Source organism: Streptomyces cavernicola, assembly GCF_029968035.1.
In the GTDB taxonomy this organism is placed as follows: Bacteria; Actinomycetota; Actinomycetes; order Streptomycetales; family Streptomycetaceae; genus Streptomyces; species Streptomyces cavernicola.
In genome coordinates, this window is record NZ_JASCIQ010000042.1 from 1 (window position 1) to 24,923 (window position 24,923).

Below are 24,923 nucleotides of genomic sequence, written 5' to 3' on the forward strand. Positions count from 1 at the left end.
ACTCCTAAACGACAGCCACTCAGATGAGGGGCGCTCTGGCGCGAGCTGCAGACTCTCTCTCGAAGGTGCGAAGTTCCCTCGAATTGCCGGAAGTTGAGTAACCAGGTCAACTGGTCGCCATCAAGTCGACCTTGCGGATCGATGCAGGCCACGCCTGCCGAGTCGTGTGCGTCAAACAAGAGCACCAGATAGATTATGGAATAGAGGCGCACACCCCGTACAGCCCGATTGCCTCCATTGAGGTGCCATCGCGAAACCTCGGCTGGATTCCAGCCAACACCTACAAACACCGGAACACGACGCTCCGCCACTACGTGGTGGAGCGGATTATTCGCTTGGCTCCCGAAGCGGCAGGTCAATCCGTGGCCGGCCGACGGCCAACTCCGTTGTCCGCAGTGGTATTTATTCGCTCTGCAACCACCACTCAGCATTCCCCCTCACATGCAGTCTGCGGCAAGTCAATCGGTACGCCCAACTTGCGTCGTAGGACAAGGAAAAGGGTGCTTGTACGACAGAAGAGGCGCTCCGGATGAACGATCCGACTCGTACCGATAAACTAAGTCAAAGCGACCGATCTCGTTTCCGCATTCCTGACATGCCATCCCCTCTGGGGCATAGCATGCGTACTGATATGTCGGTTCCATTGACGCTGTCACGACTGCCTCTTCCTGCCGGTGGTGCCGCCACCTTGAGGATCGATCAGAGCGAGGCTCCCCAGTAGGGGCATCTCTAGGGGCAACGCAGGGCCAACTCCCCATTTGAGCAAGGCAAGTGGCATGCGTAGGGGCATCATGGAGGGATGGACGTAAGCACACTCATCAGGGAGCTGCGCAAGACACGCGGCTGGTCTCAGGGACGCTTGGCCTCAGAGCTCAACAAGGCGTTCGGTACCAACCTTGATCGGGAGTACATCAGTCGCTGGGAGCGTTTCAAGGTCACACCGGGGGCCTACTACCTTCGGTGCTTGTCTGCTGTGCTAGACGTACCCCTATCTGTACTTGAGGACGATGTGAAGCGCCGCAACTTTCTGACCGATGCTGTTGGGGCGTCCATAGCCCCAGTCGTGGCTTCAGATCTGCTGTCACAAGGATTCTCCGCGAGACTCAACGGCGGTCCCACGATAAGCGATTGGGAGGGCAAACTAGCCACGTATGGAACCGAGTACATGTCGCTGGGGGCCGCTGACATTCAGCGCCGTATCAGCGGAGAATTGGTTGCCGTGCAACAGCAGCTCGACCAGCCTCAATTGTGGTCAGTGGCAAGTCGTTTGATGACCCTCTATGCGAAGACTTTCCCAGGGTCGGACGGTTCCAAGGCAGTGCATTGGTACCGCATGGCAGCAAAGTCCGCTGACCAATCCCAGGACGACGCCGCCCGAGTATGGGTACGCGGCCGTGCTGCCATCGCGCTGGGGTACGAAGGAGCTGCTCTGGGAGTTGCTGATGTGCTCTCTGATCAGGCGCTGGCCATCGGAGCCAAAAAGCCCTCTCTGGGGCTTCTCAATGCCATTTACGGCAAGGCCCATGCAGCTGCTCTGCGCGGAGACGCGGAAACGGCGAGGAATCTGGACACCCAGGGACGTCTGGTGTTCGACCGGACCGGGTCATTCGAGCAGACCTCCGACTATGCCGTCCCCTACTGGCGACTCAACGTGTTCCGTTCGCTGTTGCTCGCCCGCCTCGGGGATGAGAAGGGCGCAGTCGAGGCCCAGGAAGCGGCTCGCGCGGAGCTCCCAGCTGAACTACCCCGATTCGCAACCCATTTGGAGTTGCACCGAGGCCTGATGATGGCCCGCTCCGGAGACAAGCACGGTGGCTTTGCCCATGCCCGACAAGCCATGGACGCACTACCTCCAGAGAAGCACTCGTTGACACTCCGCATGCTGGTCGACGAGATCAGTGGGTCGGGAGGCACAGTCGAAGGCGGCTAGACGGGTATCCACCGCCGAAGGCCTTACGCCGCGAACCCCACCGTCGTCACATACTCGTACTGTCCCCATTGCGACCCGAGAGCGGTGATCTCGTCGCACCAGAGATCCTGGAGTGCTCGTCGGTCGCCGGCGGCCCAGGCCGTGATGATGTGTTTCCACTGACGGATGTTCAACGTGCGGAATTCCAGGATGCGTTGGTAGCGGCGGTCGACGTGGGACTGGTTGAGGGGGTGGATTTCGACTCTGGTGCCACCGCGTGACTCGAGTCGTCTGTGGAGGTAGCGGGCGACGTTCTGGCGGCGGACGGTCCAGTAGGCCTGCTCGATGCGTTCCAGGTTGCGTTTGTTGGGTGTGCGCTCTCCTGCCAGCCAGGCCTTCAGCGTGCGATCGGTAACCGTCAGGCCCGCCGCGCGGGCCGCTGCCTTCGCTCTCGGGGTTCTCGTGAGGTAGCGCAGGTGCGCCTGGAGACCCCTCCTGGTGGTGATGGGTGAGGCGATTCCGTCGACCAGGCGGTCGAGTTGACGGGCCACGGCTTCGCCGCCCTCGATTCCTGAAGCACCGTGTTTGCCGAAGTCCTTTGTCCGGTCCGGCACTTGGCTCCCTCACGTTGCAGTGGATCTTTCTTCCACTGCAACGACACCCGACCGTCGGAGATGCGCCGGAGTGAGTCCTCAGCGAAGTCCGAAATCCTCCGCCCAGGCATTCACGTCCGCTGCGGACAAGGGTCTGGGCGTGCCGCCCCGTCCCCAGGCATCGGGTCCGCTTGAGACATGACGGAGATTCGCCAGGGTCTGAACCGGGGTGCGTTGAGGCTGCGTGCGGCCAACAGTAGCCTCGGCCTCAGCGACGTCTTCGCCGCGCAAAGAAGCATCCCAACGGGCCTATTTCACAGGGGAGTTCAGTGGAGGTGTACTCGCTACGGCGATCCGCATGCGCAACATGACCAAACGGCAGCCCGATCCCCGTGCCCATCGCCTGAACATGTCCCGCTTCCTGTCGAGCACGTTCCGGTCCCTGCGGGTGCGTAACTTCCGTCTCTTCACGGTGGGTCAGCTCGTCTCTGTGGCCGGCACCTGGATGATGGTCGTCGCTCAGGACTGGCTCGTACTGTCCATCACCGACGGTTCCGCACGCGCCCTGGGGCTGGTCACCGCCCTCCAGTTCACGCCGCTGCTCTTGTTCACTCTGTACGGCGGACGTCTCGCCGACCGTTACGACAAGCGGACCCTGCTGGTGGTGGCCAACCTTGCCTCGGCATTGCTCGCCTGCGGTCTCGGCGTGATCACGCTCACCGGTCGGGTGCAGCTCGCCCATATCTGTCTCTTCGCGCTCGGCCTCGGTGTCGTCAACGCGGTCGAAGTGCCCGCCCGGATGGCCTTCGTGGGCGAGCTCGTGGGCTCGGAACTCCTGCCCAATGCCTCGGCTCTCAGCGCCGCGTACTTCAACGTGGCCCGGGTCGCGGGTCCCGCGCTGGCCGGTGCGCTCATCGCGTGGCTCGGTACGGGGACGGTGATGTTGCTCAACTCCGTGAGCTACGCAGCAACTCTGGCAGCGCTTCTGCTGATGCGCACGGCGGAGATCCACCGGGCTCCGCGGCCGGCCGAGCGGGGTCGCGTACGCGACGGGTTGCGCTACACAGCGGGCCGTCGGGATCTGGTTGTCGTGCTGGCGTTGGCGGGCGCTGTCGGTGTCTTCGGGATGAACTTCCAGCTCACCCTGCCCTTGATGGCGAAGACCGAGTTCCGCTCCGATGTGGCCGCCTTCGGCTGGCTCACCTCTGCCCTGGCCGCCGGTTCACTGGCCGCAGCCCTGGTCGCCACAGCGCGCCGCTCGCGCCCCAGCGCTCGTATGGTCACCGGCGCTGCGCTCGCCTTCGGCGCCGCGGAGACAGCTGCCGGATACGCGCCCTCGTTCGTCACGGCCCTTGCGCTGCTCGCCCTGACCGGTTTCACCAGCATCTGGTTCGCTCAAGCCGCCAACCATCGGCTTCAACTGGGCACCGCGCCCCAGTACAAGGGGCGCGTCCTCGCCCTTTACACCTTGGTCGTCCAAGGCTCCACCCCGATCGGTGCGGTCCTCGTCGGTGTGTTCACCGATCTCACCGGCGCCAGAGCGGGACTCGTCGTCGGAGGCCTGCTGTCCTGCGTGGCCGCGGCGGCCGCCATCGCCGCCGAGCGCACCCGCAGCAAACAACCCGCCGCCCTTGCGGAGATCCCCCAGTCACCCCTGCGCCCCGAGAAGCTCACCTGACGGCGAACGTGGCATTGGCGAAGGGCAGGGGCAGGTCTCCACACGAGACCTGCCCCTGCCCTTGCGTTGTTGCCGGAGTGATCCTGGGTCAGGAGGCCGGCTTGAGGCGGCGGGTGAGGAACTGTTCCAGGGTCATCAGGCCTGCGTGCCGACGGCGCAGCTGCGGGATGTCCGCCTGGTAGCCGTCCTCGGCGAACCACTCGAACATGCGGTCGTCGATGGGCTGCGGCTCGAGGCGGCTCGGGGTGCCGGTGACGCGCTCGTAGACCGCGGCGACCTCGGTGAACGTGATCTCGTCGCCGGCGAGTTCGATCTGCTTGCCGATGAACTCGTCGGGGTTGTCGAAGGCGTCTGCGGCGAAGTGGCCGATGTCGTCGGAGGCGATCAGCTGGATCGGCTTGTCCGGCTTGACCGGCAGCTCCATCACGCGCTCGCCCTCGGCCTCGGCGTAGCCGAGGAAGTTGTTCATGAAGAAGACCGGGCGCAGGACGGTGGTCGGGATGCCGAGTGCGGCGATGTGCTGCTCGATCTCGGCCTTGGTCTCGAAGTGGTCGATGCCGGTGTTGCGTTCGGCTCCGCCCACCGAGCTGTACACCAGGTGCGCGATGCCGCTCGCCTTGGCCGCGTCGGCAACGGCCTTGCCCTGGCGGACCTCTGCGGCGAGGCCTTCCGGGTCCCAGCCGAGCGGCTGCACGCTGTAGACGCCGTACACGCCGGTCATGGCGCGGCGCAGGGACTCGGTGTCGTCCATGTCGCCCTGCACGAGCACGGCGCCCTTGGCCTTGAGCTCCTGGGCCTCGGGCTTGTCGGCGTCGCGGACCAGGGCGTGCACGGTCCAGCCGCGGGAGAGCAGTTCGCGGGCGGTGGCGCCGCCCTGGTTCCCGGTGGCGCCGAGGACGAGGACGATCTTGTTTTCACTCAACGTGGTACTCCTTGATAGCTGTTGAGAAGAGTCTTGAACCTCATGTGGGGTTGAGGTCAAGGCCGGGGGCCCGCAGGGGTGGGGCGGGTCAGTGTTCCGCCAGCCTCACCAGGCGCGGCACGATCTCGCCGGGGCCCGGCGACTGGGCCAGCACGCTCGCCGCGTCCCGTACGGAGTCGCGCAGCCCGTCGTCGTAGAGCAGGGTCTTGAGCAACTCCGTGTCCACGTCGGCCGGTTCGCGGTTCAGGCCGAGTCCGCACCGTTCGAGCATGGCGGCGTTCAGCCAGTTGTCGGCGCCGTGCGGCATCGCCAGCTGGGGGATGCCGGCGTGCGAGGAGGCCAGGGTGGTGCCCGCGCCGCCGTGGTGGATGATCGCGTCGCAGGTGGTCAGCAGGGTGCTGAGCGGTGTGAAGCCGACGACCCGCACGTTGTCGGGCAGCGTGCCGAGGGGGGCCAGGTCCGGGTCGTCGCCGAGCGCCAGCACGAACTCCGCGTCGAGGCCGGTGGCCGCCTTCAGCACGCTCTCCACGCTGCCGACGCCGTTGACCTGGGGCACCGTGGTGCCGAGCGTGACGCAGACGCGGGGCCGGGTTTTGGGCTCGGCCATCCAGTCGGGCAGGGTGCCGCCGCCCTGGAAGGGCACGGACCGCATGGTCCAGCCCTCGCCCTCGCCGTGCATCATGTGCTCGGGAGCGAAGTACAGGGACGTGATGGCGGGCAACTCGGCCGGGACGCCGACGCGTTCGTACAGGGACGTCAGATACGGCAGGTAGCGGCCGGGCAGCGCGCCCTCGCGCATGAAGCTGAAGCCGTGGTCGACGGCGGGCACGCCCAGGGCGCGTGCGGCGACCAGGGCCGCGCCCTGCAGCCGGGAGTACACGATCAGGTCCGGCTGCCAGGCCTCGGCGAAGCGCAGGGTGCCGTCCAGCATGAGCTCGCTGACCCGGGAGAACTTCTCCAGGATGGTGTCCGGCGTCTGTGGGTTCTCGGCGACGGCGAGACCCAGCTCCCGCATGGCGCGCGCCTTGTCCGCGGCGGAGCCCTTGCGGCGGAAGACGGCGGCGAAGTCGGCGCCGGGTGATACGTCCCGTACCGCGAAACCCGCGTGCGCCGCGGCCTGCGTGGAGACTCCCGAAGTGGCTACGGCTACATCGTGGCCGGCGACGCGGAACGCCCAGGCGAGCCCCAGGGACGGATAGACATGGGCCAGTCCCGGAGAGACGGCGAACAGCACGCGCATCGCGTCGACCTCGTTTCCATGAGACACCGTGAGAGTTGACGGCTACCGGCGCAGAGACTGCCGGGCGCTTCTCGACGCGTCCTTGAGAACTGAGCCAGAAGATCCAGAAGGTCACGAGGCGGTGCGGCCGGAATCCGACCGTTGCTGCGGTTCCGCGTCCGCGGCGTCCGTGCCGTTGCCGTTCGCCTCTGCTCCGTCGTCGTCGGCGGGCTGTTGCTCGGCGGCGCCCGGTCTGATGCGGGGCAGCAGGGCGGCCGGGATCAGGGCTACGAGGGTCAGTCCCGCCGCCCACCAGAAGGTGTTGCCGTAGGCCTCCGCCTCGCCGGCTTTCGTGGCCGAGACGTCCGCCAGCTGTAGCCCGAGGACGAGGGCGATGGCCGCGGTGCCGGACGAGGCGCCGATCCGTTGGACGACGCTGATGGTGCCGGTCGCCCGGGAGATCCGCTCCTGCGGCACGTCCCGGTAGGCGGCCGTGGCGTTGGCGACCCCGAGCAGGCCGACCCCGAATCCGCGCACCACGAGCGCAACGCTGAGCAGCGCCACCGGCGGGTCCGAGGAGAGCTGGGTGAAGGGCAGCGTGCCGGCGAGGGTGAGGACGGTGCTGCCGATGACGAGGGGCCGGGGCCCGTACCGGTCGGCCAGCGCCCCGGCCACCGAGATGCCGATCAGCGACCCGATGCCCTGGGGTGCGAGCAGCCAGCCGACGGTGTCCGCCTCGTAGCCACGGACCCGGGCGTAGAACAGCGGCAGGAGGAGCAGGGGTCCGTAGACCGCGATGCCGTGGAGGAAGGTCATCACGGCGGAGGCGGTGAACGTCCGGTGGACGAACAGCCGCAGGTCGATCAGGGGGGCCTGCGCGCGCAGCGCGTGCACGACGAACGCGATGAGCAGCGCCGCGCTGGCGACCAGGCACAGTACGGGGACCGCGCCGACGGCTTCTCCCGCGTCGGCGACGCGGGAGAAGCCGTACACGAGCAGCACCAGGCCGGGCGGCAGCAGGGCCAGGCCCACTCGGTCAAGGGGTGCCTTGCCCGGGGGGACCGCTGCGGGCAGTACCCGCCAGGACAGGGCGAGCGCGAGCAGGCACAGCGGGATGTTGACGAAGAAGATCCAACGCCATCCGAGTGCGCCGACGATCACGCCGCCGAGCACGGGCCCGAGGATCGGGGCCAGTTGGCCGGGGATGCCGACCATGCTCATGATGCGGCCGAACCGGTCCGGTCCCGCTGCCTGGGCGAGGATCGCCATGTTCAGCGGCAGGACGAGGCCGCCCCCGATGCCTTGGAGGACGCGGAAGGCGACCAGGCTCTCCAGCGACCAGGCCAGGCCGCACAGTACCGAGCCGGCCAGGAAGACCGTCAGTGCGAACATCCACATGCGTCGGGCACCGAAGCGGTCGATCGCCCACCCCACGACGGGGGTGACCAGGGCCATGGTCAGCAGATAGGCCGTGCTGACCCAGGCGACCGCGCTCTCCGAGACACCGAACTCCCGGGAGGTGACGTCCAGGGCGACGGTGACGATGGTGGCGTCGAGCAGTGCGGCGAACGAGCCGACCATCTGGACGCCGGCGAGCACGATCAACGGCCGTCCCAGGGGCGGCGCTTCGGATGTCGAGGGCATGGGAGCCTGCCTCAGTCCTTCCAGAGTGCGGGCAGCGTGGCTCCGTCGTCGGACGTGGTGTAGCCGGCGACGTCCCCGTGGGCGTTGATCATGTATCCGTCGCTGTCGCCGGGCGTGAGGTCGCCGAGCTTCGTGACGGTGCCGTCGGGGGCCCATCGCACGGCGTGTGTCCGGCCGCCCGGCGTGTACGTGTAACCCGTGCTGTAGCCCTCGTCGTTGATGCCCCAGGAGGAGCCGCCGGTGTCGCCCGGCAGCAGGTCGAGGGCCGTCGCGTTGCCGTCGGCGTCCCACCGCAGGGGGCGGATCAGCGGCTGGGCGCCGGCGACGTACGAATGGCCCACGGCGACGCCCTTGTTGTTGATCCAGCTCGCGTGGCTGGAGTCGTCCCCGGGCAGTGGCCTGAGCTCGGTGGGTGTGCCGTCGGCGGCCCACCGCAGGGATGTGAGGACGCCGCCGGGGGTGCCCGAGTAACCGACTGCCACACCTTGGTCGTTGATGCCGCCGACGCCGCCGGCCGGGTCGCCGGGCAGCGTGGTCAGTGCGGTGACTTCGCCCGACGGGCTCCATCTGACCGGCCGGTGCACGCCGTCCGGGGTGCTGGAGATGCCGACGGCGGCGTCGTTCTCGTTGACGCCGTAGGCGCGGGTCACGGTGGCGCCGGGCAGGCCGGGCAGCCGGACGGCGCCGGACCGGGTCCACTTGACGGCGTCCTCGACCTTGTCGGGCCCGACGGACGTTCCGACGGTCAGGCCGTCCTCGCGGCCGGTGTACGCGGTGCTCTCGGTGTCGCCGGGCAGGGTGCCCAGGTCCTCGACCCGGCGGCCGTCCGCGCTCCAGCGCACCGCGTGCCGGGTCCCCGCGGCGGTGCCGGCGTGGCCCACGACCGCGCCGTTGTCGTCGATCCCGAAGGCCGTGCCGGATGTGCCGCCGGGCAGGGCGGGCAGCACGGTGCCGGTGGGCGCGGCGTGGGCTGGGGCGGTGGCAGTGGCGGCCAGGACCGCGCCGGTCGCGAGGACGGTGAGCACGCGGCGGGCTAGGCCGCCCCGGCCCTCCGTGCGCGCGGGCGTGTGCCCGTCGGCCATGGGGTGGGTTCTCACGTCAGTCCTTCCACAGGGTCGAGCGGTTCTTGCCGTCGGCCTTGCTGGTGAAGCCCGCCGTCACACCGGCGTCGTTGATGCCGTAGACCCCGGAGTCGCCCTCTCCGCCGGGCAGGTGGGTGACCGTGCCGTCGGCGCTCCAGGTGACCGCCTTCTTCTTGCCGGCGGCGTCGACGGAGAAGCCGATCACGGTGCCCGCGTCGTTCACGCCGAACGCGTTGGCCGAGGCGTCGCCCGGCAGCGGCTTCAACTCGGTGACCTCGCCGTTCGGGCTCCAGCGCAGCGCGTGCCAGGTCCCGCCGGCGGAGGAGTTGCCGACGACGATGCCGGTGTCGCTGGCCGAGATCGCCTGGGCGTTGGTGTGGCCTTCGGGGGCGTTGAGCGGGGTGACCTGTCCGGCGCTGTTCCACGTCACTGCGCGGCTGACGCCCGCCGCGTCCTTGGAGTAGCCGGCGACCGTGCCGCGGTTGGTGATCCAGGCGGCGCCCGAGGCCTTGTCGCCCGGCAGCGCGGGGAGCAGGGTCAGCTTGTTGTCCGCGTTCCACTTGACGGCCTTGTACACGCCGTCGGCGCCGGTCGCGAAGCCGACGGCGGTGCCGTCGTCGTTGACGGCGTACGCCCGGGAGGTGGTGGCTCCGTCGGGCAGGGGCAGTTCGGTGACGGCGCCGGAGCGGTTCCACTTCACCGGCTGCTCGTCGACGCCGTGCTTGTTGTACGACGTGCCCACGAGGGCGGTGCCCTTGTCGTTGACGGTGTACGCGACGCTGTTGCTGTCGCCGGGCAGCACGCCGAAGTCCTTGGCGCGGCCCTGGGCGTCCCAGAGCACGGCGCGGTTCGGGCCGCCCGCGCTGGCGTTGGAGTAGCCGACGACCAGGCCGCCGTCGTTCACGTCGAAGGCGAGGCTGTTGTCGCCGCCGGGCAGCACGCCGAGGTCGGTGCCTGCGGTCTGCTCCGCACCGGTGGCGGCGGTGGCCGTACCGGCGGTCATGGCCGCCGCGACGGCTATGGCCGCGATGCTCAGGGCAGATCGGGTCTTCATGTCGTTCCTCTCATGGGGCAGGGAGTTGGGCGCAGGCGTGGGGCCTGCAGTGCGGGTGTGCGCCGTGGCGCGGGCGTCGGTGCCGCGTGGTGGGGGCCGGAGACGCGATGGGCGTCCGGGGCACGCGGTGGGGGCGCAGGCGACGTGGGGCGTCGGGGGCGCACGGGGAGGGGCGCGGTGGGTGTTCCGGTCAGCGGCGCGCGGCGCGCGGCTGCAGGCCGAAGACTTCGGCGAGCAGCTCGTAGCAGCGCATCCGCGCCTTGTGGTCGTGGATCGAGTTGATGACGATCACCTCGTCGACGCCGAGGGTGTCGGCCAGTTCGCTGATGCGGGCGTGGACCTGCTCGGGCGTGCCGACGGCGTTGCGGACGTAGGGGTCGTGGCCCTCGTGGCCCGGTCCGGGGTCGGGGGCGAGCGCGACGTCCTCACCCAGCTCCTCGATGGCCTGCCGCGGCGAGGGCACCGGTCCCATGACGCCGCGTTCCATGCGGTGCCGGAACAGCCGGTGGCCGGAGAACAGCGCGTTGGCCTCCTCCTGCGTCTCCGCGCAGTACACGCCGATGCCGAGAATGGCGCGCGGCTTCCCGGCCGGCTCCCCCGGAGCGGTGTGCGCGACGAACTCCTCGTGGTAGCGGCGTACCGCTTCGACGGTCTGGTCGGGTCCGAGGAAGTGCGCGTAGGCGTACGGGAGTCCGAGCCGCGCCGTGGCCACCGCGCTCGACGTGCTCGCGCCGAGAACCCACAGGTCGGGGCGGCCGGGCGTCTCGGGCGAGGGACGCAGCCCGGCGTAGGTGTGGCCCGCGGGGAATTCGTCGCCGCCGAGGAACGCCCGCAGCTCCTGGACTTTGTCCAGGAAGTCGTGCGTGGCGGTGGGGTCGGCCGCGTCCCGGCGCAGCGCGCGTACGGCGGGTTCCCGGGACAGATGTGCACGGCCCAGGCCCAGGTCGACACGGTCCGGGTAGAGGGCGTGCAGCACCCGGAAGGTCTCGGCCACCTTGAACGGGCTGTAGTACGGCAGCAGTACGCCGCCGGAGCCGACCCGGATGCCGGTGGTCCGTGCCAGGATCTGGCCGACCATGATCTCGGGTGCCGGTCCGGCCTGGAACGGGGAGGCGTGGTGCTCGGCGACCCAGTACCGGTGATAGCCGAGCCGGTCCGCGAGGGTGGCCAATTCCAGGGTGTTCTCCAACGCCTCGGCGGGGGTGGACCCTTCGGGCACCGGTGACTGGTCGATTACCGACAGATGCATGCGCGTATCTCCTTCAGCTCCTGCTCCCGGGGCCCGGCGCCGGGCGGTGTCATGCGGCGTCGGCCACGTCACGGGCTTGCGTCTTGGGGTGCTCCGGGTCGAGGCCGAGGGTGAGGATCCGGGTCGGGTGGATCCGGATGATGGCGTCGTTGCTTCCCGTGGGACCGGAGATCGCCTCGGCGCGGCCGCGGATCTCCACGCAGCGCACCTGCCACGGGTCGGTGGAGGGGATGTCGTCGACCACCAGGCTGACCCGGGGGTTGGCCGTGACGTTGCGGAACTTCTGGGTGGTGCCCATGGTGTGGCCGGCGATGTCGATGGTGCCGGTCCTGGTGTTGACCGTGAAGGCGACCGGACGGTTCTGCACCTGCCCCTTGGGGCTGACGGTGGCGAGCCTGCCCAGCGGCTGCTCGCGCAGATAGGCACGTTCGAGTTCGGTGAAGGGCATTACTCGCTCCCTGTGCTGGGTGTCAGACCGCGGTGCCGACGAAGTAGCCGGGCCTCGGCCCGGTGGGCTCGGCGTAGTCGACCTTGAGGCCCGCCTGGCTGAAGGCCGCCTCGTACTGGTCGGGGGTGAACAGTGTGAGTTCGTCGATCTCGCTGCGGTGCTGCACGCCCTCGCTGTCGGCGAGTACGTAGTGGAGTTCCATCCGGGCCACGTCGCCGACCCGCGTGGAGTGCGAGACGCGCGTGATGGTGCGCCCGCCCTGGGTGAGGGCATGGCCGGAGACGTGCTTGTCGAGGAAGGTCTCCGGGAAGTACCAGGGCTCGATCACCAGGACGCCGCCGGGGTTCAGGTGCCGGGCGAAGGTGGCGAGGGCGGCGTTCAGGTCGTCGGCGGTACGCAGGTAGCCGATGGAGCTGAACATGCACACGATCGCGTCGAAGCTGTTGTCCAGCCGGAACTGCCGCATGTCACCGCGGTGCAGCACGGTGCCGGGCAGCCGCTGGGCCGCCACCTGAAGCATGTGCTCGGACAGGTCCACGCCCTCGACCCGCCCGAAGTGTCCGGCGAAGGCCTCCAGGTGGATGCCGGTGCCGCACGCCACGTCGAGCAGGCTGTCGGCGTCCGGCTTCCGCTGTCGGATCAGCTCGGCCACCTCGCGCGCTTCGGCCGGGTAGTCCTTCCTGTCCTGGTAGAGCAGGTCGTACATTTCGGCGGCGCTGTTGTTCTCGTACATGAGCCATCCCAGTTCGTCGCGTTCGGTTCGCCGGGCGGGCTGCGCCGCGGCCGGTCCGTGCTGAGCAGGGCCTATCGTCGGGACCTCGCCTAGAAGTGCGCTCGACGTCCGTTCGACGTCTCGCGGCGGCTGCCGGCGCTGTGTTCAGGCGGGCAGGCCGTCCGCTTCCAGGTGACGCCGGCTCACCAGCCAGCGGCCGTCTCGGCGCACCAGCTCGTCGCGGCAGAGCATGTGTCCGCGGATCTTCAGGGAGCCGCCCTGGGGAGTGGCCATGGCCAGGGCGTAGTAGCGGGTGTGCAGGCTGCCGTCCGGCTGCTCCTGGACGTCGACCATGCCGAACCAGTGCCGGAAGTCGACCGGTCCTTGTCCGTGGATGTGCTTCAGACCGCCGTTGAGGCTCTCCAGGATGGCGGCTCGGCCGACGTCCGGCTCCTCCTGCATGTTCGTGCCGAACACGGCGTCCTCGGTGAACGTCTGCGACCACGCCACCGGGTCGATGTCGCTGCCGTCGAGGAGACTCATCTGGCGGGCGTAGAAGGCCTGTACCTCGGCGTAGAGCTCCGCGGAGACGTACGGCGCCTCGGCCGGGCGGGCAGCGGTCGTCGTCATGCTGGTCCTCTCTGGTGCGGGCCGGAGCGCGAGATGTCTCACCGCGACTGCCGGCGCGATTGGGCACGGGGCGTACGGGCAAGGGGCGTACGGACATGGGGCTACGGGCACGGACGTACGGCTGACGCGGTACGTCATGGCGCGGTACGTCATGCGGTGTCGGGCACGGGGGCGTTCGACCCCGGGGCGAACGCCCCTTGTGCGGGGCGGTGTTGACCGCACTCGGCGGCCCCGTCCGCGCACCCCCTTGTTCCCGGGCACCGTCTCCCGGGGCGGGTGGCCGACGTGGCCGCCGAGTGCGGACGGGCCGGGAGTCAGTCCACGAGCAGGACGATCTTTCCGCGGCCGTGGCCGGTCTCGATCTCGCGGTGCGCGTCGGCGGCCTGCGCCAGCGGGTACGCCGCGCGGAGGTGAATCCTGATCAGGCCCTCGGCATAGAGCGCGGTGAGCTCGGCGAGCTGCTCCGCGGAGCGGTGCGGCTTCAGCAGCGGGATGCCGAGTTCCGACGCGACGTCGTCGTCGATCATGGTGCGGATGCGGCTCTTGTCCTTCACCACCTCGGCCGAGGCGCGCAGGGCTTCCTCGCCCACGTTGTCCATCGCCGCATCGACGCCCTGCGGGGCCACGGCACGGATCCGCTCGGCCAGGCCCTCTCCGTAGGTCACCGGGATCACGCCGAGCGAGCGCAGGTAGTCGTGGTTGGCCTCGCTCGCGGTGCCGATCACCGTGGTGGCTCCCCAGGCCTTGGCGAGCTGCACGGAGAACGTGCCGAGCGCACCGGCCGCGGCGTTGATCAGCACGGTGTCGCCCGAGCCGACGCCCATCTGCCGCAGGCACATGGCGGCGCCCTGACCGTTGCCGGTGAAGCCGCCGGCGACGTCCCAGGGCATGTTCGCGGGCTTGGGCACGACCTGGCCGACGGGCGCGACGACGTACTCGGCGTAACTCCTGGTCGTGGTGTAGCCGAGCACCTCGTCGCCCACCGCGAAGCCGTCGACGCCCGCACCGACCTGGTCGACGACGCCCGAGAACTCGTTGCCCGGGATCACCGGAAAGGTCATGTCGACGGTGGGCGGCGCCCAGCCCCGGCGGATGCGGGTGTCGAAGTGCTGGACGCCGGCGGCCCGAACCCGCACCCGGACCGTGCCGGCACCGGCCTCGGGCGCCGGCACCTCGGTCAGGGACAGGACTTCCGGGCCTCCGAAGGACGTAAGGGCCGCAGCCTTCATGGCAATCACCGCATTCTCGCTTGGTTGCTTGCCGGGGGTCGGGCACCGCGTCTGCCGACGCCGCCGGTTGGACGAAGGGTCGGTGAGCCGTCTCGAAACGACCTCAAGACCGGCTCAACGACGGTTGCCGCCCACCGGAGTTGCCGCCGCCGAGGGCTGCGCCCCCGACCCCCTGGTCGGGGCTGAACGCGCTCAACTTCGAACTTCGGACGGGCTGTCGGGGTTCCGGCCGTCAGCGTTGGACACCTCCGCGAGCGTTCTGAGGATCGCCGTCTGCTTCGTGTCGCGCTCCCGCACCAGCTCCTCGTACGACTTGTCTCCGTACGCCTCGTCCGCCTGGGCGATCAGCAGCTGGATCGTCTCGTCGTCCATGGGAGGCCGGCCGAGCAGTTCCCAGCCCTGCTCGAGGCCCGCGCCGAGCGTGGTCAGCCACTTGCGCAAGCCGCCCTGGCCGCCGCCCAGATGGAAAGCGAGGAACGGGCCGACGGTGGCCCAGCGCAGCCCGACCGAGTGGGTCACGACCCGGTCCAGCTCCTCCAGCGTCACCACGCCTTCCCGCACCAGGTGCACGGACTCGCGCAGCAGCGCGGACTGCAGCCGGTTCGCGGCGAAGGCCAGGATCGGCTTGTGCAGCACCACCGGCTCGCGGCCCACCGACGAGAGGAAGGCGACGGCCTCCTCGATCGCCTCCGGTGCCGTCCGCTCACCGCCGACGACCTCCACGAGCGGCACGACGTGCGGGGGGTTGAAGGGGTGGGCGACGACCAGGCGGCTGGAGTCCGCCATCCGCGCGCCCATGTCGTCGGGGTTCAGAGTCGACGTGGACGACAGGATCAGCGCCTCGGCCGGGGCCGCCTTGCCGATCGCCTCGAAGAGCTCCTGCTTCAACTCCAAGTTCTCCGGCGCGTTCTCGACGACGATGTCGGCGTCCGCCACCGCCCGCTCGAGGTCCGGCTCGAACTCCAGGCGCCCGGCGAAGGTCGACGGGTCCTCGGTGCCCTCGGGCAGATGGGGCGCGAAGAGTTCGAGGGCCTCCTCGACGATGCGCGGGGCCTCGGCCCTGCGACTGTTGACCCGCACCCGCAACCCATACCCGAGGAACAGGGCGATCCAGCCGAGGCCGATCGTGCCCGCGCCGACGACCGTGACGGTCGGCTGTCGTGTGCCGGTCATACGCGGCCTCCCTTGAGCTTCGGAATGACGTCCTCGGCCATCAGCCGCATCGTGGTCTCGGCGTCCTTGAAGGAAAGATGCCCGGAGTGCACGCTCAGGCTGACGCTGATGTCGTCGCCGAACCAGTCGGCGATCTGCTCCAGTTGGGCGCGCACCTGATCGGGAGCGCCGATGAGCAGCTTCTTCTGCTCCATCTTGGAGTCGAAGTGGGACTGCTTGGTCGCCGCCACGAGCCTCTCGTAGCCCGGGTAGGCCTCGGAGCGGGTGGTCTCCCAGGAGGCGACGGCGGCCGCGATCGCGGCGGTGTTGCGGTCGTCGTCCAGGCGGCCCTTGGCGCGCGCCGCGTCGCCGTCATGCGCGACCACGCACGGGTAGCTGAAGTGGATGCGCTCCGTGCCCGGTTCGCGGCCGGAGGCCGCCCACTCCGCGCGGTACACGGCCAGCCGGCTCTGCAGCTCCTCGGTGGACATCACGTTCGGCACGGTCTGCAGGTGGTGGCCGTTGCGCCCGGCCTCGGCGCAGGACTCGGCGCTGCGCGCGGTGGTCACGAACACCGGCGGGTGCGGCTGCTGCACCGGGCGCGGCAGCAGCGTCACCGGACCGAACTGGTGGAAGCGGCCCTCGAAGACGACGTTCTCCTCGCTCCACAGCCGCTTGATGGCCTCGGTGCCCTCGACGAAGCGGTCCTTGGACTCATCCATCGGAATACCGAACGCCTTGAACTCGTCCGGCAGGAAGGCCCGCCCGAAGGCCGCGTCCAGGCGGCCGCCGGAGATGTTGTCCAGCATGGCCAGCTTGCCCGCGAGCTTCACCGGGTGCTGGAAGGCGGGGATGGTGGCGCTGGTGCCCAGGCGGATGCGCTTGGTACGCCCGGCCGCTGCGGCCAGGAACGTCGTCGGGTCGGGGCTGTAGCCGCCGTACGGGAAGAAGTAGTGCTCGACCATCTTCACGTGGTCGTAGCCGAGTTCCTCCGCGAGGTCGACCAGGCGCAGGGCCTCGTCGAAGTACTCCGGGGCCGGCTTGTCCGCGGGGCCCACGGTGGGAAAGAAGACGATTCCGAATTTCACAGTGCCTCCCTGGCTGGGCCTGTCCGGGCCCGGGTCAGTCGCGGTTGGAGCCGTCGTGGTGGAGTTCGCGGCGGGCGACCTGCCAGCCGCCGTCGACGGGCACCAGGTGGTCGTTGCACACGACGCTGGCGAAGATGTCGAGACTGCCGCCGCGGGGGGTGCGCATGGCCAGGGCGTAGGCGCGGGTGCGCAGGGTGCCGTCCGCCTGCGGGTGGACCTGCAGCATGGCCAGCCAGTGCCGGAAGTCGATCTCGGCCTCGTCGAGCCGCTGCTTGCGGGCCCGGGAGGACTCGCGGATCGCGTCGCGGCCGCGCAGCGGCTCGTCGAGCCGGCTCGCCTCCTGGAACACCGCGTCCTCGGTGAAGGTGGCGGACCAGTCGTCGGGCCTGCCGTCGTCCAACAGCCCCATCTGACGGGCGTAGAACTGCTGCACGCGCGTGTACAGCTCCGCAGAGACCGGGGAGTCCGACTCCGTGAGGGAGCCGATGGGTGTCGAGTCGATCATCCGAACCGCCTTTGCTGAGTGTGCCGACTGGCCGGCTTCCGTACGTGCGGGCAGTCCGGCTCACACTGGTGGCACGGGATCCAGGGCAGCTGGAAGGGTGCTCAACACCGGGGAAGTCAGGCTGTCTTCCAGATGTGCTCGACCGGCGCCCCTCAGCCTCGACGGACCGAGGCCGCTCACGGCCTTCAGGCCGAACCGGACATGAGGTGACCGTTGATGAAAGGCATCGTGCTGGCCGGCGGAAGTGGCACCCGGCTGCATCCGATCACGCTGGGCATGTCGAAGCAGCTGCTCCCGGTCTACGACAAGCCCATGATCTATTACCCGATGTCGGTCCTGATGCTGGCCGGCATCCGGGACATCCTCATCATTTCCACGCCGGGGGACCTGCCCCAGTTCCGCAGGGCTCTGGGGGACGGATCCGCTCTCGGGCTGTGTCTGTCGTACGCCGTCCAGGACGAACCGCGGGGCCTCGCCGAGGCGTTCACGATCGGGGCCGACCACATCGGCGACGAATGCGTCGCCCTGGTGCTCGGCGACAACATCTTCCACGGGCCGGGCTTCTCCGTACTGCTGCAGGAGCACATGCCGCACACCGACGGGGCTCTGCTCTTCGGCTATCCGGTGCGCGATCCGGAGCGGTTCGGGGTCGGCGAGGCGGATGCGGACGGGCGCCTGATCTCCATCGAGGAGAAGCCGGAGCGGCCGCGCTCCGACCGGGCGATCACCGGCCTGTACTTCTACGACAACGACGTGGTGTCCATCGCCCGCGGCCTCGAGCCCTCCGACCGCGGCGAGTTGGAGATCACGGACGTCAACCGGGCCTATCTCGCCCGCGGCAAGGCGCGGCTCGTCGACCTCGGGCGCGGCTTCACCTGGCTCGACACCGGCACCCACGATTCACTGCTCGACGCGAGCCACTACATCCAGACCCTGGAGCGCCGCCAGGGGCTGCGGATCGCCTGCCTCGAGGAAGTGGCCCTGCGCATGGGGTTCATCGACGCGGACCAGTGCCATCGGCTCGGCGCCCGCCTGGAGAAGTCCGGGTACGGCCGCTATGTGATGGACATCGCCGAGTCGCTGCGGGGCGCCGACCCCGCGGTGCGCAGCGGCTCGTTCGCGACCGCGGCGGCCCGCACCCCGGCGTGACCGCCCACGGAGCCGGGCCCCGCCCTCGCACGGAGGACGGGGCCCGGCCGTCTCACGGGTCGCTTCGGGGTCCGGGGGCGCGGCCCCCGGACGTCACGCCGCCGGGCCCTGCGTGAAGTCCGTCGTACGCGCGAGACCCTCCCAGGCCTGCCACTCGTCGAGGCGGTCGCGCAGCACGCGCGGCGCGAGCTCGACGGCGCCGTTGCCGAGCAGGATCCGCAGCGGCGGCTGCTCGGCGCCGACCAGTTCCAGCAGGGCGCCGGCGGCCTTGTCCGGGTCGCCGGGCTGCAGATGGGCGTACGCGCCGGAAAGCCCGTGCCGCGGCTTGGCGAGGATCTCGTCGTACGCCGCCATCGGGGCGGACCGCACCATGCTGCCCGCGCTCCACTCCGTGCGGAACTCGCCCGCCTCGATGAGCGTCACCTTGATGCCCAGCGTCGCGACCTCGCGCGCCAGTGTCTCGCCCATGGCCTCCAAGGCCCACTTGCTCGCGCAGTACATGCCGAGGTTGGGGTACGTGGTGACGCCGGCGATGCTGGACATCTGCAGCAGGTGGCCGCTGCCCTGCCGGCGCAGCACCGGAAGCACCGCCTGCGTCACCCACAGCGCGCCGAAGAAGTTCACGTCGAACTGGGCGCGGACGTCGTCCTCGGCGACCTCTTCGACGGCGCCGGCCAGACCGTATCCGGCGTTGTTCAGGACCACGTCGATCCGGCCCACCCGCTCGGCGGCCTCGGCCACCCCGGCGAAGGCTGCCGCGCGGTCGGTGACGTCCAGGACGAGCGGGATGAGCCGCTCGCCGTACTGCTTCACCAGGTCGTCCAGGGCGCCCGCGCGGCGGACGGTGGCGACGACGGTGTCGCCGGCCGCCAGCACACCGCTGGTGATGGCCCTGCCGAGACCGCGGGACGCGCCGGTAATCAGCCAGACCCGGGGCGCTGCGCGGTCCGTCCGCGCCGCGGTCGCCGTGGCGTTCTCCTCGAGGTCACCGGTCATCGTCGCACTGCCCTTCTGATCGGCCGTCGCTGATCTGTCCCGAGCAGGATTCGGGGGGCCTCTGGAGAGCGGCTCGAAGAGCCGTGGGGGACGGCTCGCCGTCGCATTCATGCCGGACCGAAGACCACCGGCGACGGCCGGGTTCGCCGGGCCCCTCCGCTGAGCTTCGACCGAGGGCCGAGCGTGTCTGGCCAGAGTTGAGGCGATTGCAGGACGTGAGAGGTGGCTATGATCAATCTCTTTCAGCCCCAGGTCGGCGCCGAGGAACTCGACGCGGTCAACGCCGTTTTCGGGGACCGGTGGCTTGGACACGGGCCGCGCACGAAGGCGTTCGAGGAGGAGTTCGCCACGCACCTGGGGGTCGCCCCCGAGCACGTCGTCTTCGTCAACTCCGGTACCGCGGGACTGTTCCTGGCCGTCGAGGCGCTGGACCTCGAGCCCGGCGACGAGGTCGTCCTTCCCTCGCTCAGCTTTCTGGCCGCCGCGAACGCGGTGCTCGCGGCGGGCGCCAAGCCGGTGTTCTGCGACGCGGACCGGCGCACCCTCAACCCGACGCTCGAGGACATCGAGGCGGCCGTCACCGAGCGCACCAAGGCGGTCGTCGTCCTGCACTACGGGGGCTACCCCGGAGACGTCGTCCGGATCGCCGAGCGCTGCCGGGAGCGGGGCATCGCGCTGATCGAGGACGCCGCGTGCGCCGTGGCCTCCCGTGTCGACGGCCGCCCGGTGGGCACCTTCGGGGACTTCGCGATGTGGAGCTTCGACGCCATGAAGGTCCTGGTGACCGGTGACGGCGGCATGATCTACGTCAGGGACCCGGAGCAGGCCGCCCGGGTGCGCCGGCTCGCCTACCACGGCCTCGCCCAGCCCAGCGGCTTCGGCTACGCCAAGGTCTCCGCCCGGTGGTGGGAGCTGGACATCCCCGAGCCCGGCCGGCGTGTCATCGGCAACGACCTGACCGCCGCCATCGGCTCCGTACAGCTGCGCCGGCTGCCCGAACTCGTCGGCCGCCGCAAGGAGCTCGTCGCCCTCTACGACCGCGAACTCGCGGACACCGAAGGCCTGTTGACTCCGCCGCCGCTGCCCGACGGCCACGACTCCACGCACTACTTCTACTGGATCCAGGTGGACCCGCAGGTCCGGGACCAGCTGGCCAGTGACCTGTACGGGGACGGCATCTACACCACGTTCCGCTACGCCCCGCTGCACCGCGTGCCGGCCTACGGCTCCGACGCGCACCTGACCGCGTCCGACTGGGCCGCGGAGCGCACGCTGTGCCTGCCGCTGCACCCGGGGCTGAGCGACGCCGACGTGCTCACCGTGGTCGCCTCGCTGCGCAAGTCCCTGGCCGCGCGGACCGCGGAGACCACCCGGGCCGTGGCGTGAGACAGGTGCCGCGGGGGTCCGCCGCCGCGTGGCATCCGCCCTCGTACCGACTGTCCAGCGACAAGAGGACTCATTCGTGAAGGACACCCCATGACCCGTCGTGTCGTCATCACCGGAATCGGTGTCGTCGCGCCGGGGGGAGTAGGCACCAAGGAGTTCTGGTCCCTGCTCACCTCCGGAACCACGGCCACCCGTGCCATCAGCCTGTTCGACGCCTCGCCGTTCCGTTCCCGGATCGCCGCCGAGGCCGACTTCGATCCGCTGGAGCACGGCTTCAGCGAGCGCGACGCCGAGCGCCTCGACCGCGCCGCGCAGTTCGCGCTCACGGCCGCCGGTGAGGCCGTCGAGGACAGCGGCCTGGACTTCACCGGGCTCGACCCGGCGCGCACCGGCGTGGCGCTCGGCAGCGCCGTCGGCTGCACCATGGGCCTCGACACCGAGTACAACGCCGTCAGCCGGGGCGGCTCCACCTGGAACGTCGACCACACGCTCGCCGTCCCTCACCTCTTCGACTACTTCGTGCCCAGCTCGATGGCGGCCGAGGTCGCCTGGCGGCACGGCGCCCAGGGTCCCGTCGCCGTGGTCTCCACGGGCTGCACCTCCGGCCTCGACTCCATCGGGCACGCCGTGGAGCTCATCCGCGAGGGCAGCACGGACGTGATGATCGCGGGCGCCACGGAGGCGCCCATCTCGCCCATCACCGTGGCCTGCTTCGACGCCATCAAGGCCACCTCGCCCCGCAACGACGAGCCGGGGACGGCGTCGCGGCCCTTCGACGCCACCCGCAACGGCTTTGTGCTCGGCGAGGGTTCGGCCGTGCTGATCCTGGAGGAGGCGGGCAGCGCCCGCCGCCGCGGCGCCCATGTGTACGCCGAGATCTCCGGCTTCGCGAGCCGCTGCAACGCGTACCACATGACGGGGCTGCGCCCGGACGGCCGGGAGATGGCCGAGGCCATCACCATCGCCCTGGACGAGGCCCGCCTCGACCCCACCGCGGTCGACTACATCAACGCGCACGGCTCGGGTACCAAGCAGAACGACCGGCACGAGACCGCCGCCTTCAAGCACAGCCTGGGCGCGCACGCGTACGACGTTCCCATCAGCTCCATCAAGTCCATGATCGGCCACTCGCTCGGTGCCATCGGCTCCCTGGAGGTCGCCGCGAGCGCCCTGGCCATCGAGCACAACACGGTGCCGCCGACCGCGAATCTGCACACCGCCGACCCGGCCTGCGACCTGGACTACACCCCGCTCATCGCCCGCGAGCAGCGCACGGACACCGTCCTGAGCGTCGGCAGCGGCTTCGGCGGGTTCCAGAGCGCCATGGTCCTGACCCGCCCGCGCCTGGAAGAGACAGCATGACCGCGCAGACCCTGAACCGCCCCGACCCCGACCCCGACGCCGCCGCGGCGACCGCGGCGCCCGTCGTCACCGGCCTGGGTGTCGCCGCCCCGAACGGGTTCGGCGTACCGGCCTGGTGGGACGCCGTCCTGAACGGCCGCAGCGGCATCGGCCCGCTGACCCGGTTCGACCCCTCCGGCTATCCGGCCCGGCTCGCCGGGGAGGTACCGGACTTCGACCCGGCCGAGCACGTGCCGGGCCGGCTGCTGCCGCAGACCGACCACATGACGCGGCTGGCCCTCGCCGTCGCCGACGAGGCGCTCGCCGACGCCGGCGTGGACGCCGAGCAGCTGCCCGAGTACGCCGCCGGCGTGGTGACCGCCGGCTCGGCCGGAGGCTTCGAGTTCGGCCAGCGCGAGCTCGAGGCGCTGTGGAGCAAGGGCGGCCAGTACGTCAGCGCCTACCAGTCCTTCGCCTGGTTCTACGCCGTCAACACCGGCCAGATATCCATCAGGAACGGGCTGCGCGGCCCCAGCGGCGTCCTCGTCACCGAGCAGGCGGGCGGCCTCGACGCCATCGCGCAGGCGCGGCGACAGCTCCGCAAGGGCCTCGCGCTGCTCATCACCGGAGGCGTCGACTCCAGCCTGTGCCCCTGGGGCTGGGCCGCGCACCTCGCGGGCGCCGAGCTGTCCACATGCGAGGACCCGGAGCGCGCCTACCTGCCGTTCGCCGCTGAGGCCTCGGGCCATGTGGTGGGCGAGGGCGGGGCGTTGCTCGTCCTCGAGGACGCGGCCGCGGCGCGGGAGCGCGGGGCGCGGGTGTACGGCTCGATCGCCGGATACGCCGCCACCTTCGATCCCGCGCCGGGCAGCGGCGGGGCCCCGCGGCTGCGCGATGCGGCCGAACTCGCCCTGAAGGACGCAGGGTTGACGCCCGCGGACATCGACGTCGTCTTCGCGGACGCCGCGGGCCGGCGCACCGCCGACCGTGAGGAGGCCGAAGCGATCTGCGCGCTCTTCGGCGAACGCGGCGTGCCCGTGACCGCTCCGAAGACGATGACGGGCCGCCTCTCGGCGGGCGCCGCCTCCACCGATGTCGCGGCGGCGCTGCTCACCCTGCGCGACCAGGTCATCCCGCCCACCGTCAACGTCGCGGCTCCGGCCGCCGACTGCCCCGTCGACCTCGTCACCGAAGCGCGCCCGACCACGGGGCTGCGCGCCGCTCTGGTTCTGGCCCGCGGCCGGGGCGGGTTCAACGCGGCGATGGTCGTGCGCCGCGCCGCGTAGCCGGTACGCCGCGGTCGGTACGGCGCACCGCTCGAGGCCGACCGCGGCCGACCGAGAGTCAGGCTCTAGGAGGAGAAACGATGCTCGTACGTACTGGAGGTCCGTTGGCCGCCGTCGACCCCTCCGAATTCACCCGCACCATGGCCCGGGTGCCCACTCCGGTGACCGTGGTGACCACGGTGGACGCGGCCGGGCGGCCCTGGGGGTTCACCGCCAGTTCCTTCAGCTCCCTGTCGATGGACCCTCCCCTGGTCCTCGTCTGCCCCGCCAAGACGGCCTCCTGCCACCCGGCGTTCGTCGCGGCCGACCGCTTCCTGGTGAATGTGCTCTCCGCGACCCAGTCGGACATCGCCGGCCGCTTCGCGCGCTCCGGGCAGGACAAGTTCGGCGACGGCGACATGGTTCCCAGCGAGGAAGGTCTGCCGGGTCTCGCCGGCGCCGTGGCCCGTATCGCGTGCACTCTGCGCGAGGTCCTCGACGGTGGGGACCACAGCATCCTCGTGGGCCATGTCACGTCCGCGTCGGTCTCGGGCCTGGACCCGCTCGTGTACCACGACCGGCGCTTCACCCGCCCGGAGCCGACTCCGAGCCTCACGACGGCCGGCTGACCCTGCCGGACCGCTCAGCGACCCCCTTGTCAGGAGAAGCGCAGTGTCGCAACAGCCCCCGTCCGCAGTCACGTTGGCGGATTCCGCAGCCACGCTGGTCGAGGTCGCGGAGCACGTCTACGCGTACGTACAGCCCGACGGCAGCTGGTGCCTCAACAACGCGGGCCTCATCACGGCGGGCGAGCGGCCCGCCCTGGTCGACACGGCCGCCACGCGGGCCCGCACCCTGGCGCTGCGGGATGCCGCCGCCAGGGTGTCCGCCCGGCCCCCTGGCTATGTCGTCAACACCCACCCGCACGGGGACCACACCTTCGGCAACCAGGTCTTCGCCGAGCACGCCGTGATCGTCGCGCACGAGGGCACGCGCGCGGAGATGGACCTCGCCGGGCTCCATCTGACGGGCCTGTGGCCCGACGTCGACTGGGGCGACATCGAGGTGACGCTGCCCTCCCTGACGTTCCGCGACACCGTCACGCTGCACCTGGGCGAGTTCCGTGCCGAGGTCATGCACCTCGGCACGGCGCACACGACCAACGACTCCGTCGTGTGGCTGCCCGGACAGCGCGTGCTGTTCACCGGCGACATCGTGATGTCCGGGGCCACCCCGTTCTGTATGACGGGCTCCGTCGCCGGCTCGCTCACCGTGCTGAGCGCGCTCAGGGAGCTGGACCCTGCCGTGGTGGTGCCGGGCCACGGCCCGGTCGGCGATGCCGGTCTGCTGGACTCCACCGAGCGTTATCTGCGGTTCGTGCAGCGGCTGGCGGCCGAGTCGCTCGCCGCGGGCCTGACGCCGCTGGAGGCCGCCCGTACGGCGGACCTCGGAGAGTTCGCGGAGCTCCTGGACAGCGAACGCATCGTCCCCAACCTGCACCGCGCCTACGCGGAGGCCGCGGGTGCCGCGCCGGGCCATCTCCTCGACGTCGGGGAGCTGTTCGGCGAGATGACGGCTTTCCACGGCGGCCTGCCCCACTGCGCCGCCTGACTGCACCGGGAGTGGGGCGGACGGCCCGCGCGCATCTCGCACGCGGGCCGTCCGCCATGCC

Annotated in this window: 23 protein-coding genes; 8 read left to right on the top strand and 15 right to left on the bottom strand. The window is 70.3% G+C overall.

Translation table 11 applies throughout. From position 1 onward, the window contains the following. Positions 1–799 precede the first annotated feature (799 nt). Positions 800–1,930 (top strand): helix-turn-helix domain-containing protein, encoded by a 1,131-nt coding sequence (locus tag QIS96_RS30700; RefSeq protein WP_282546084.1) that lies wholly within the window; start codon positions 800–802, stop codon positions 1,928–1,930. A gap of 23 nt (positions 1,931–1,953) precedes the next feature. Here QIS96_RS30700 and QIS96_RS30705 read toward each other — a convergent pair whose 3' ends face one another. Beyond that, positions 1,954–2,523, bottom strand: coding sequence for a transcriptional regulator (locus QIS96_RS30705; RefSeq protein WP_282546085.1), 570 nt, complete (start codon positions 2,521–2,523; stop codon positions 1,954–1,956). 337 nt (positions 2,524–2,860) lie between these two features. On the opposite strand from QIS96_RS30705, the gene QIS96_RS30710 reads away from it, so the two are divergent. Next, positions 2,861–4,180, top strand: coding sequence for an MFS transporter (locus QIS96_RS30710; RefSeq protein WP_349017426.1), 1,320 nt, complete (start codon positions 2,861–2,863; stop codon positions 4,178–4,180). A gap of 88 nt (positions 4,181–4,268) precedes the next feature. Here QIS96_RS30710 and QIS96_RS30715 read toward each other — a convergent pair whose 3' ends face one another. From QIS96_RS30715 to QIS96_RS30775, 13 genes are all read right to left on the bottom strand, one after another. Next, entirely contained in the window at positions 4,269–5,102 is an 834-nt protein-coding gene (locus tag QIS96_RS30715; protein WP_282546086.1) for an NmrA/HSCARG family protein, read from the bottom strand. 88 nt (positions 5,103–5,190) lie between these two features. Then, on the bottom strand, positions 5,191–6,369 hold the full coding sequence (locus QIS96_RS30720) for a nucleotide disphospho-sugar-binding domain-containing protein (protein WP_282546087.1): 1,179 nt from the start codon (positions 6,367–6,369) through the stop codon (positions 5,191–5,193). A gap of 84 nt (positions 6,370–6,453) precedes the next feature. Next, positions 6,454–7,965, bottom strand: a complete 1,512-nt coding sequence (locus QIS96_RS30725; protein WP_282546088.1) for an MDR family MFS transporter — start codon at positions 7,963–7,965, stop codon at positions 6,454–6,456. 11 nt (positions 7,966–7,976) lie between these two features. Beyond that, on the bottom strand, positions 7,977–9,062 hold the full coding sequence (locus QIS96_RS30730) for a hypothetical protein (RefSeq protein ID WP_282546089.1): 1,086 nt from the start codon (positions 9,060–9,062) through the stop codon (positions 7,977–7,979). A gap of 1 nt (position 9,063) precedes the next feature. Beyond that, the gene (locus QIS96_RS30735; RefSeq protein WP_282546090.1) at positions 9,064–10,101 is read right to left on the bottom strand and encodes a hypothetical protein; all 1,038 of its coding nucleotides are present in this window, start codon (positions 10,099–10,101) and stop codon (positions 9,064–9,066) included. Between the two features lie 190 nt (positions 10,102–10,291). Beyond that, complete coding sequence (locus QIS96_RS30740) at positions 10,292–11,350, bottom strand: LLM class flavin-dependent oxidoreductase (protein WP_282546091.1); 1,059 nt, start codon at positions 11,348–11,350, stop codon at positions 10,292–10,294. A gap of 49 nt (positions 11,351–11,399) precedes the next feature. Next, positions 11,400–11,798, bottom strand: a complete 399-nt coding sequence (locus QIS96_RS30745) for a PPOX class F420-dependent oxidoreductase (protein ID WP_282546092.1) — start codon at positions 11,796–11,798, stop codon at positions 11,400–11,402. A gap of 22 nt (positions 11,799–11,820) precedes the next feature. Further along, complete coding sequence (locus tag QIS96_RS30750) at positions 11,821–12,531, bottom strand: class I SAM-dependent DNA methyltransferase (protein ID WP_282546093.1); 711 nt, start codon at positions 12,529–12,531, stop codon at positions 11,821–11,823. Between the two features lie 144 nt (positions 12,532–12,675). Next, on the bottom strand, positions 12,676–13,140 hold the full coding sequence (locus QIS96_RS30755) for a nuclear transport factor 2 family protein (protein ID WP_282546094.1): 465 nt from the start codon (positions 13,138–13,140) through the stop codon (positions 12,676–12,678). 314 nt (positions 13,141–13,454) lie between these two features. After that, positions 13,455–14,369 carry an NADP-dependent oxidoreductase gene (locus QIS96_RS30760; RefSeq protein ID WP_282546095.1) on the bottom strand — a complete coding sequence of 305 codons (915 nt, stop codon included), beginning with the start codon at positions 14,367–14,369 and terminating at the stop codon, positions 13,455–13,457. A 192-nt stretch (positions 14,370–14,561) separates the two neighbouring features. Next, positions 14,562–15,542: a 3-hydroxyacyl-CoA dehydrogenase NAD-binding domain-containing protein gene (locus QIS96_RS30765; RefSeq protein ID WP_282546096.1), complete on the bottom strand. Its 981-nt coding sequence runs from the start codon at positions 15,540–15,542 to the stop codon at positions 14,562–14,564. Further along, entirely contained in the window at positions 15,539–16,609 is a 1,071-nt protein-coding gene (locus tag QIS96_RS30770; protein ID WP_282546097.1) for an LLM class flavin-dependent oxidoreductase, read from the bottom strand. The genes QIS96_RS30765 and QIS96_RS30770 overlap by 4 nt, the downstream gene beginning before the upstream one ends. 34 nt (positions 16,610–16,643) lie before the next feature. Further along, positions 16,644–17,114 (bottom strand): nuclear transport factor 2 family protein, encoded by a 471-nt coding sequence (locus tag QIS96_RS30775; protein ID WP_282546098.1) that lies wholly within the window; start codon positions 17,112–17,114, stop codon positions 16,644–16,646. A 216-nt stretch (positions 17,115–17,330) separates the two neighbouring features. On the opposite strand from QIS96_RS30775, the gene rfbA reads away from it, so the two are divergent. Next, positions 17,331–18,263 carry a glucose-1-phosphate thymidylyltransferase RfbA gene (gene rfbA, locus QIS96_RS30780; protein ID WP_282546099.1) on the top strand — a complete coding sequence of 311 codons (933 nt, stop codon included), beginning with the start codon at positions 17,331–17,333 and terminating at the stop codon, positions 18,261–18,263. Between the two features lie 93 nt (positions 18,264–18,356). Here the strand turns inward: rfbA and QIS96_RS30785 are convergent, their stop codons facing one another. Continuing rightward, complete coding sequence (locus QIS96_RS30785; RefSeq protein WP_282546100.1) at positions 18,357–19,259, bottom strand: oxidoreductase; 903 nt, start codon at positions 19,257–19,259, stop codon at positions 18,357–18,359. A gap of 228 nt (positions 19,260–19,487) precedes the next feature. Between QIS96_RS30785 and QIS96_RS30790 the strand changes: the two genes are divergently transcribed. The 5 genes from QIS96_RS30790 (at position 19,488) to QIS96_RS30810 (ending at position 24,862) form a co-directional block, all read left to right on the top strand. Continuing rightward, complete coding sequence (locus tag QIS96_RS30790) at positions 19,488–20,645, top strand: DegT/DnrJ/EryC1/StrS family aminotransferase (RefSeq protein WP_282546101.1); 1,158 nt, start codon at positions 19,488–19,490, stop codon at positions 20,643–20,645. A gap of 90 nt (positions 20,646–20,735) precedes the next feature. Then, complete coding sequence (locus tag QIS96_RS30795) at positions 20,736–22,007, top strand: beta-ketoacyl-[acyl-carrier-protein] synthase family protein (RefSeq protein WP_282546102.1); 1,272 nt, start codon at positions 20,736–20,738, stop codon at positions 22,005–22,007. Further along, positions 22,004–23,272 carry a ketosynthase chain-length factor gene (locus QIS96_RS30800; RefSeq protein WP_282546103.1) on the top strand — a complete coding sequence of 423 codons (1,269 nt, stop codon included), beginning with the start codon at positions 22,004–22,006 and terminating at the stop codon, positions 23,270–23,272. The genes QIS96_RS30795 and QIS96_RS30800 overlap by 4 nt, the downstream gene beginning before the upstream one ends. An 80-nt stretch (positions 23,273–23,352) precedes the next feature. Beyond that, positions 23,353–23,880, top strand: a complete 528-nt coding sequence (locus QIS96_RS30805; RefSeq protein WP_282546104.1) for a flavin reductase family protein — start codon at positions 23,353–23,355, stop codon at positions 23,878–23,880. 43 nt (positions 23,881–23,923) lie between these two features. Beyond that, positions 23,924–24,862: an MBL fold metallo-hydrolase gene (locus tag QIS96_RS30810; protein WP_282546105.1), complete on the top strand. Its 939-nt coding sequence runs from the start codon at positions 23,924–23,926 to the stop codon at positions 24,860–24,862. Positions 24,863–24,923: the final 61 nt, after the last annotated feature.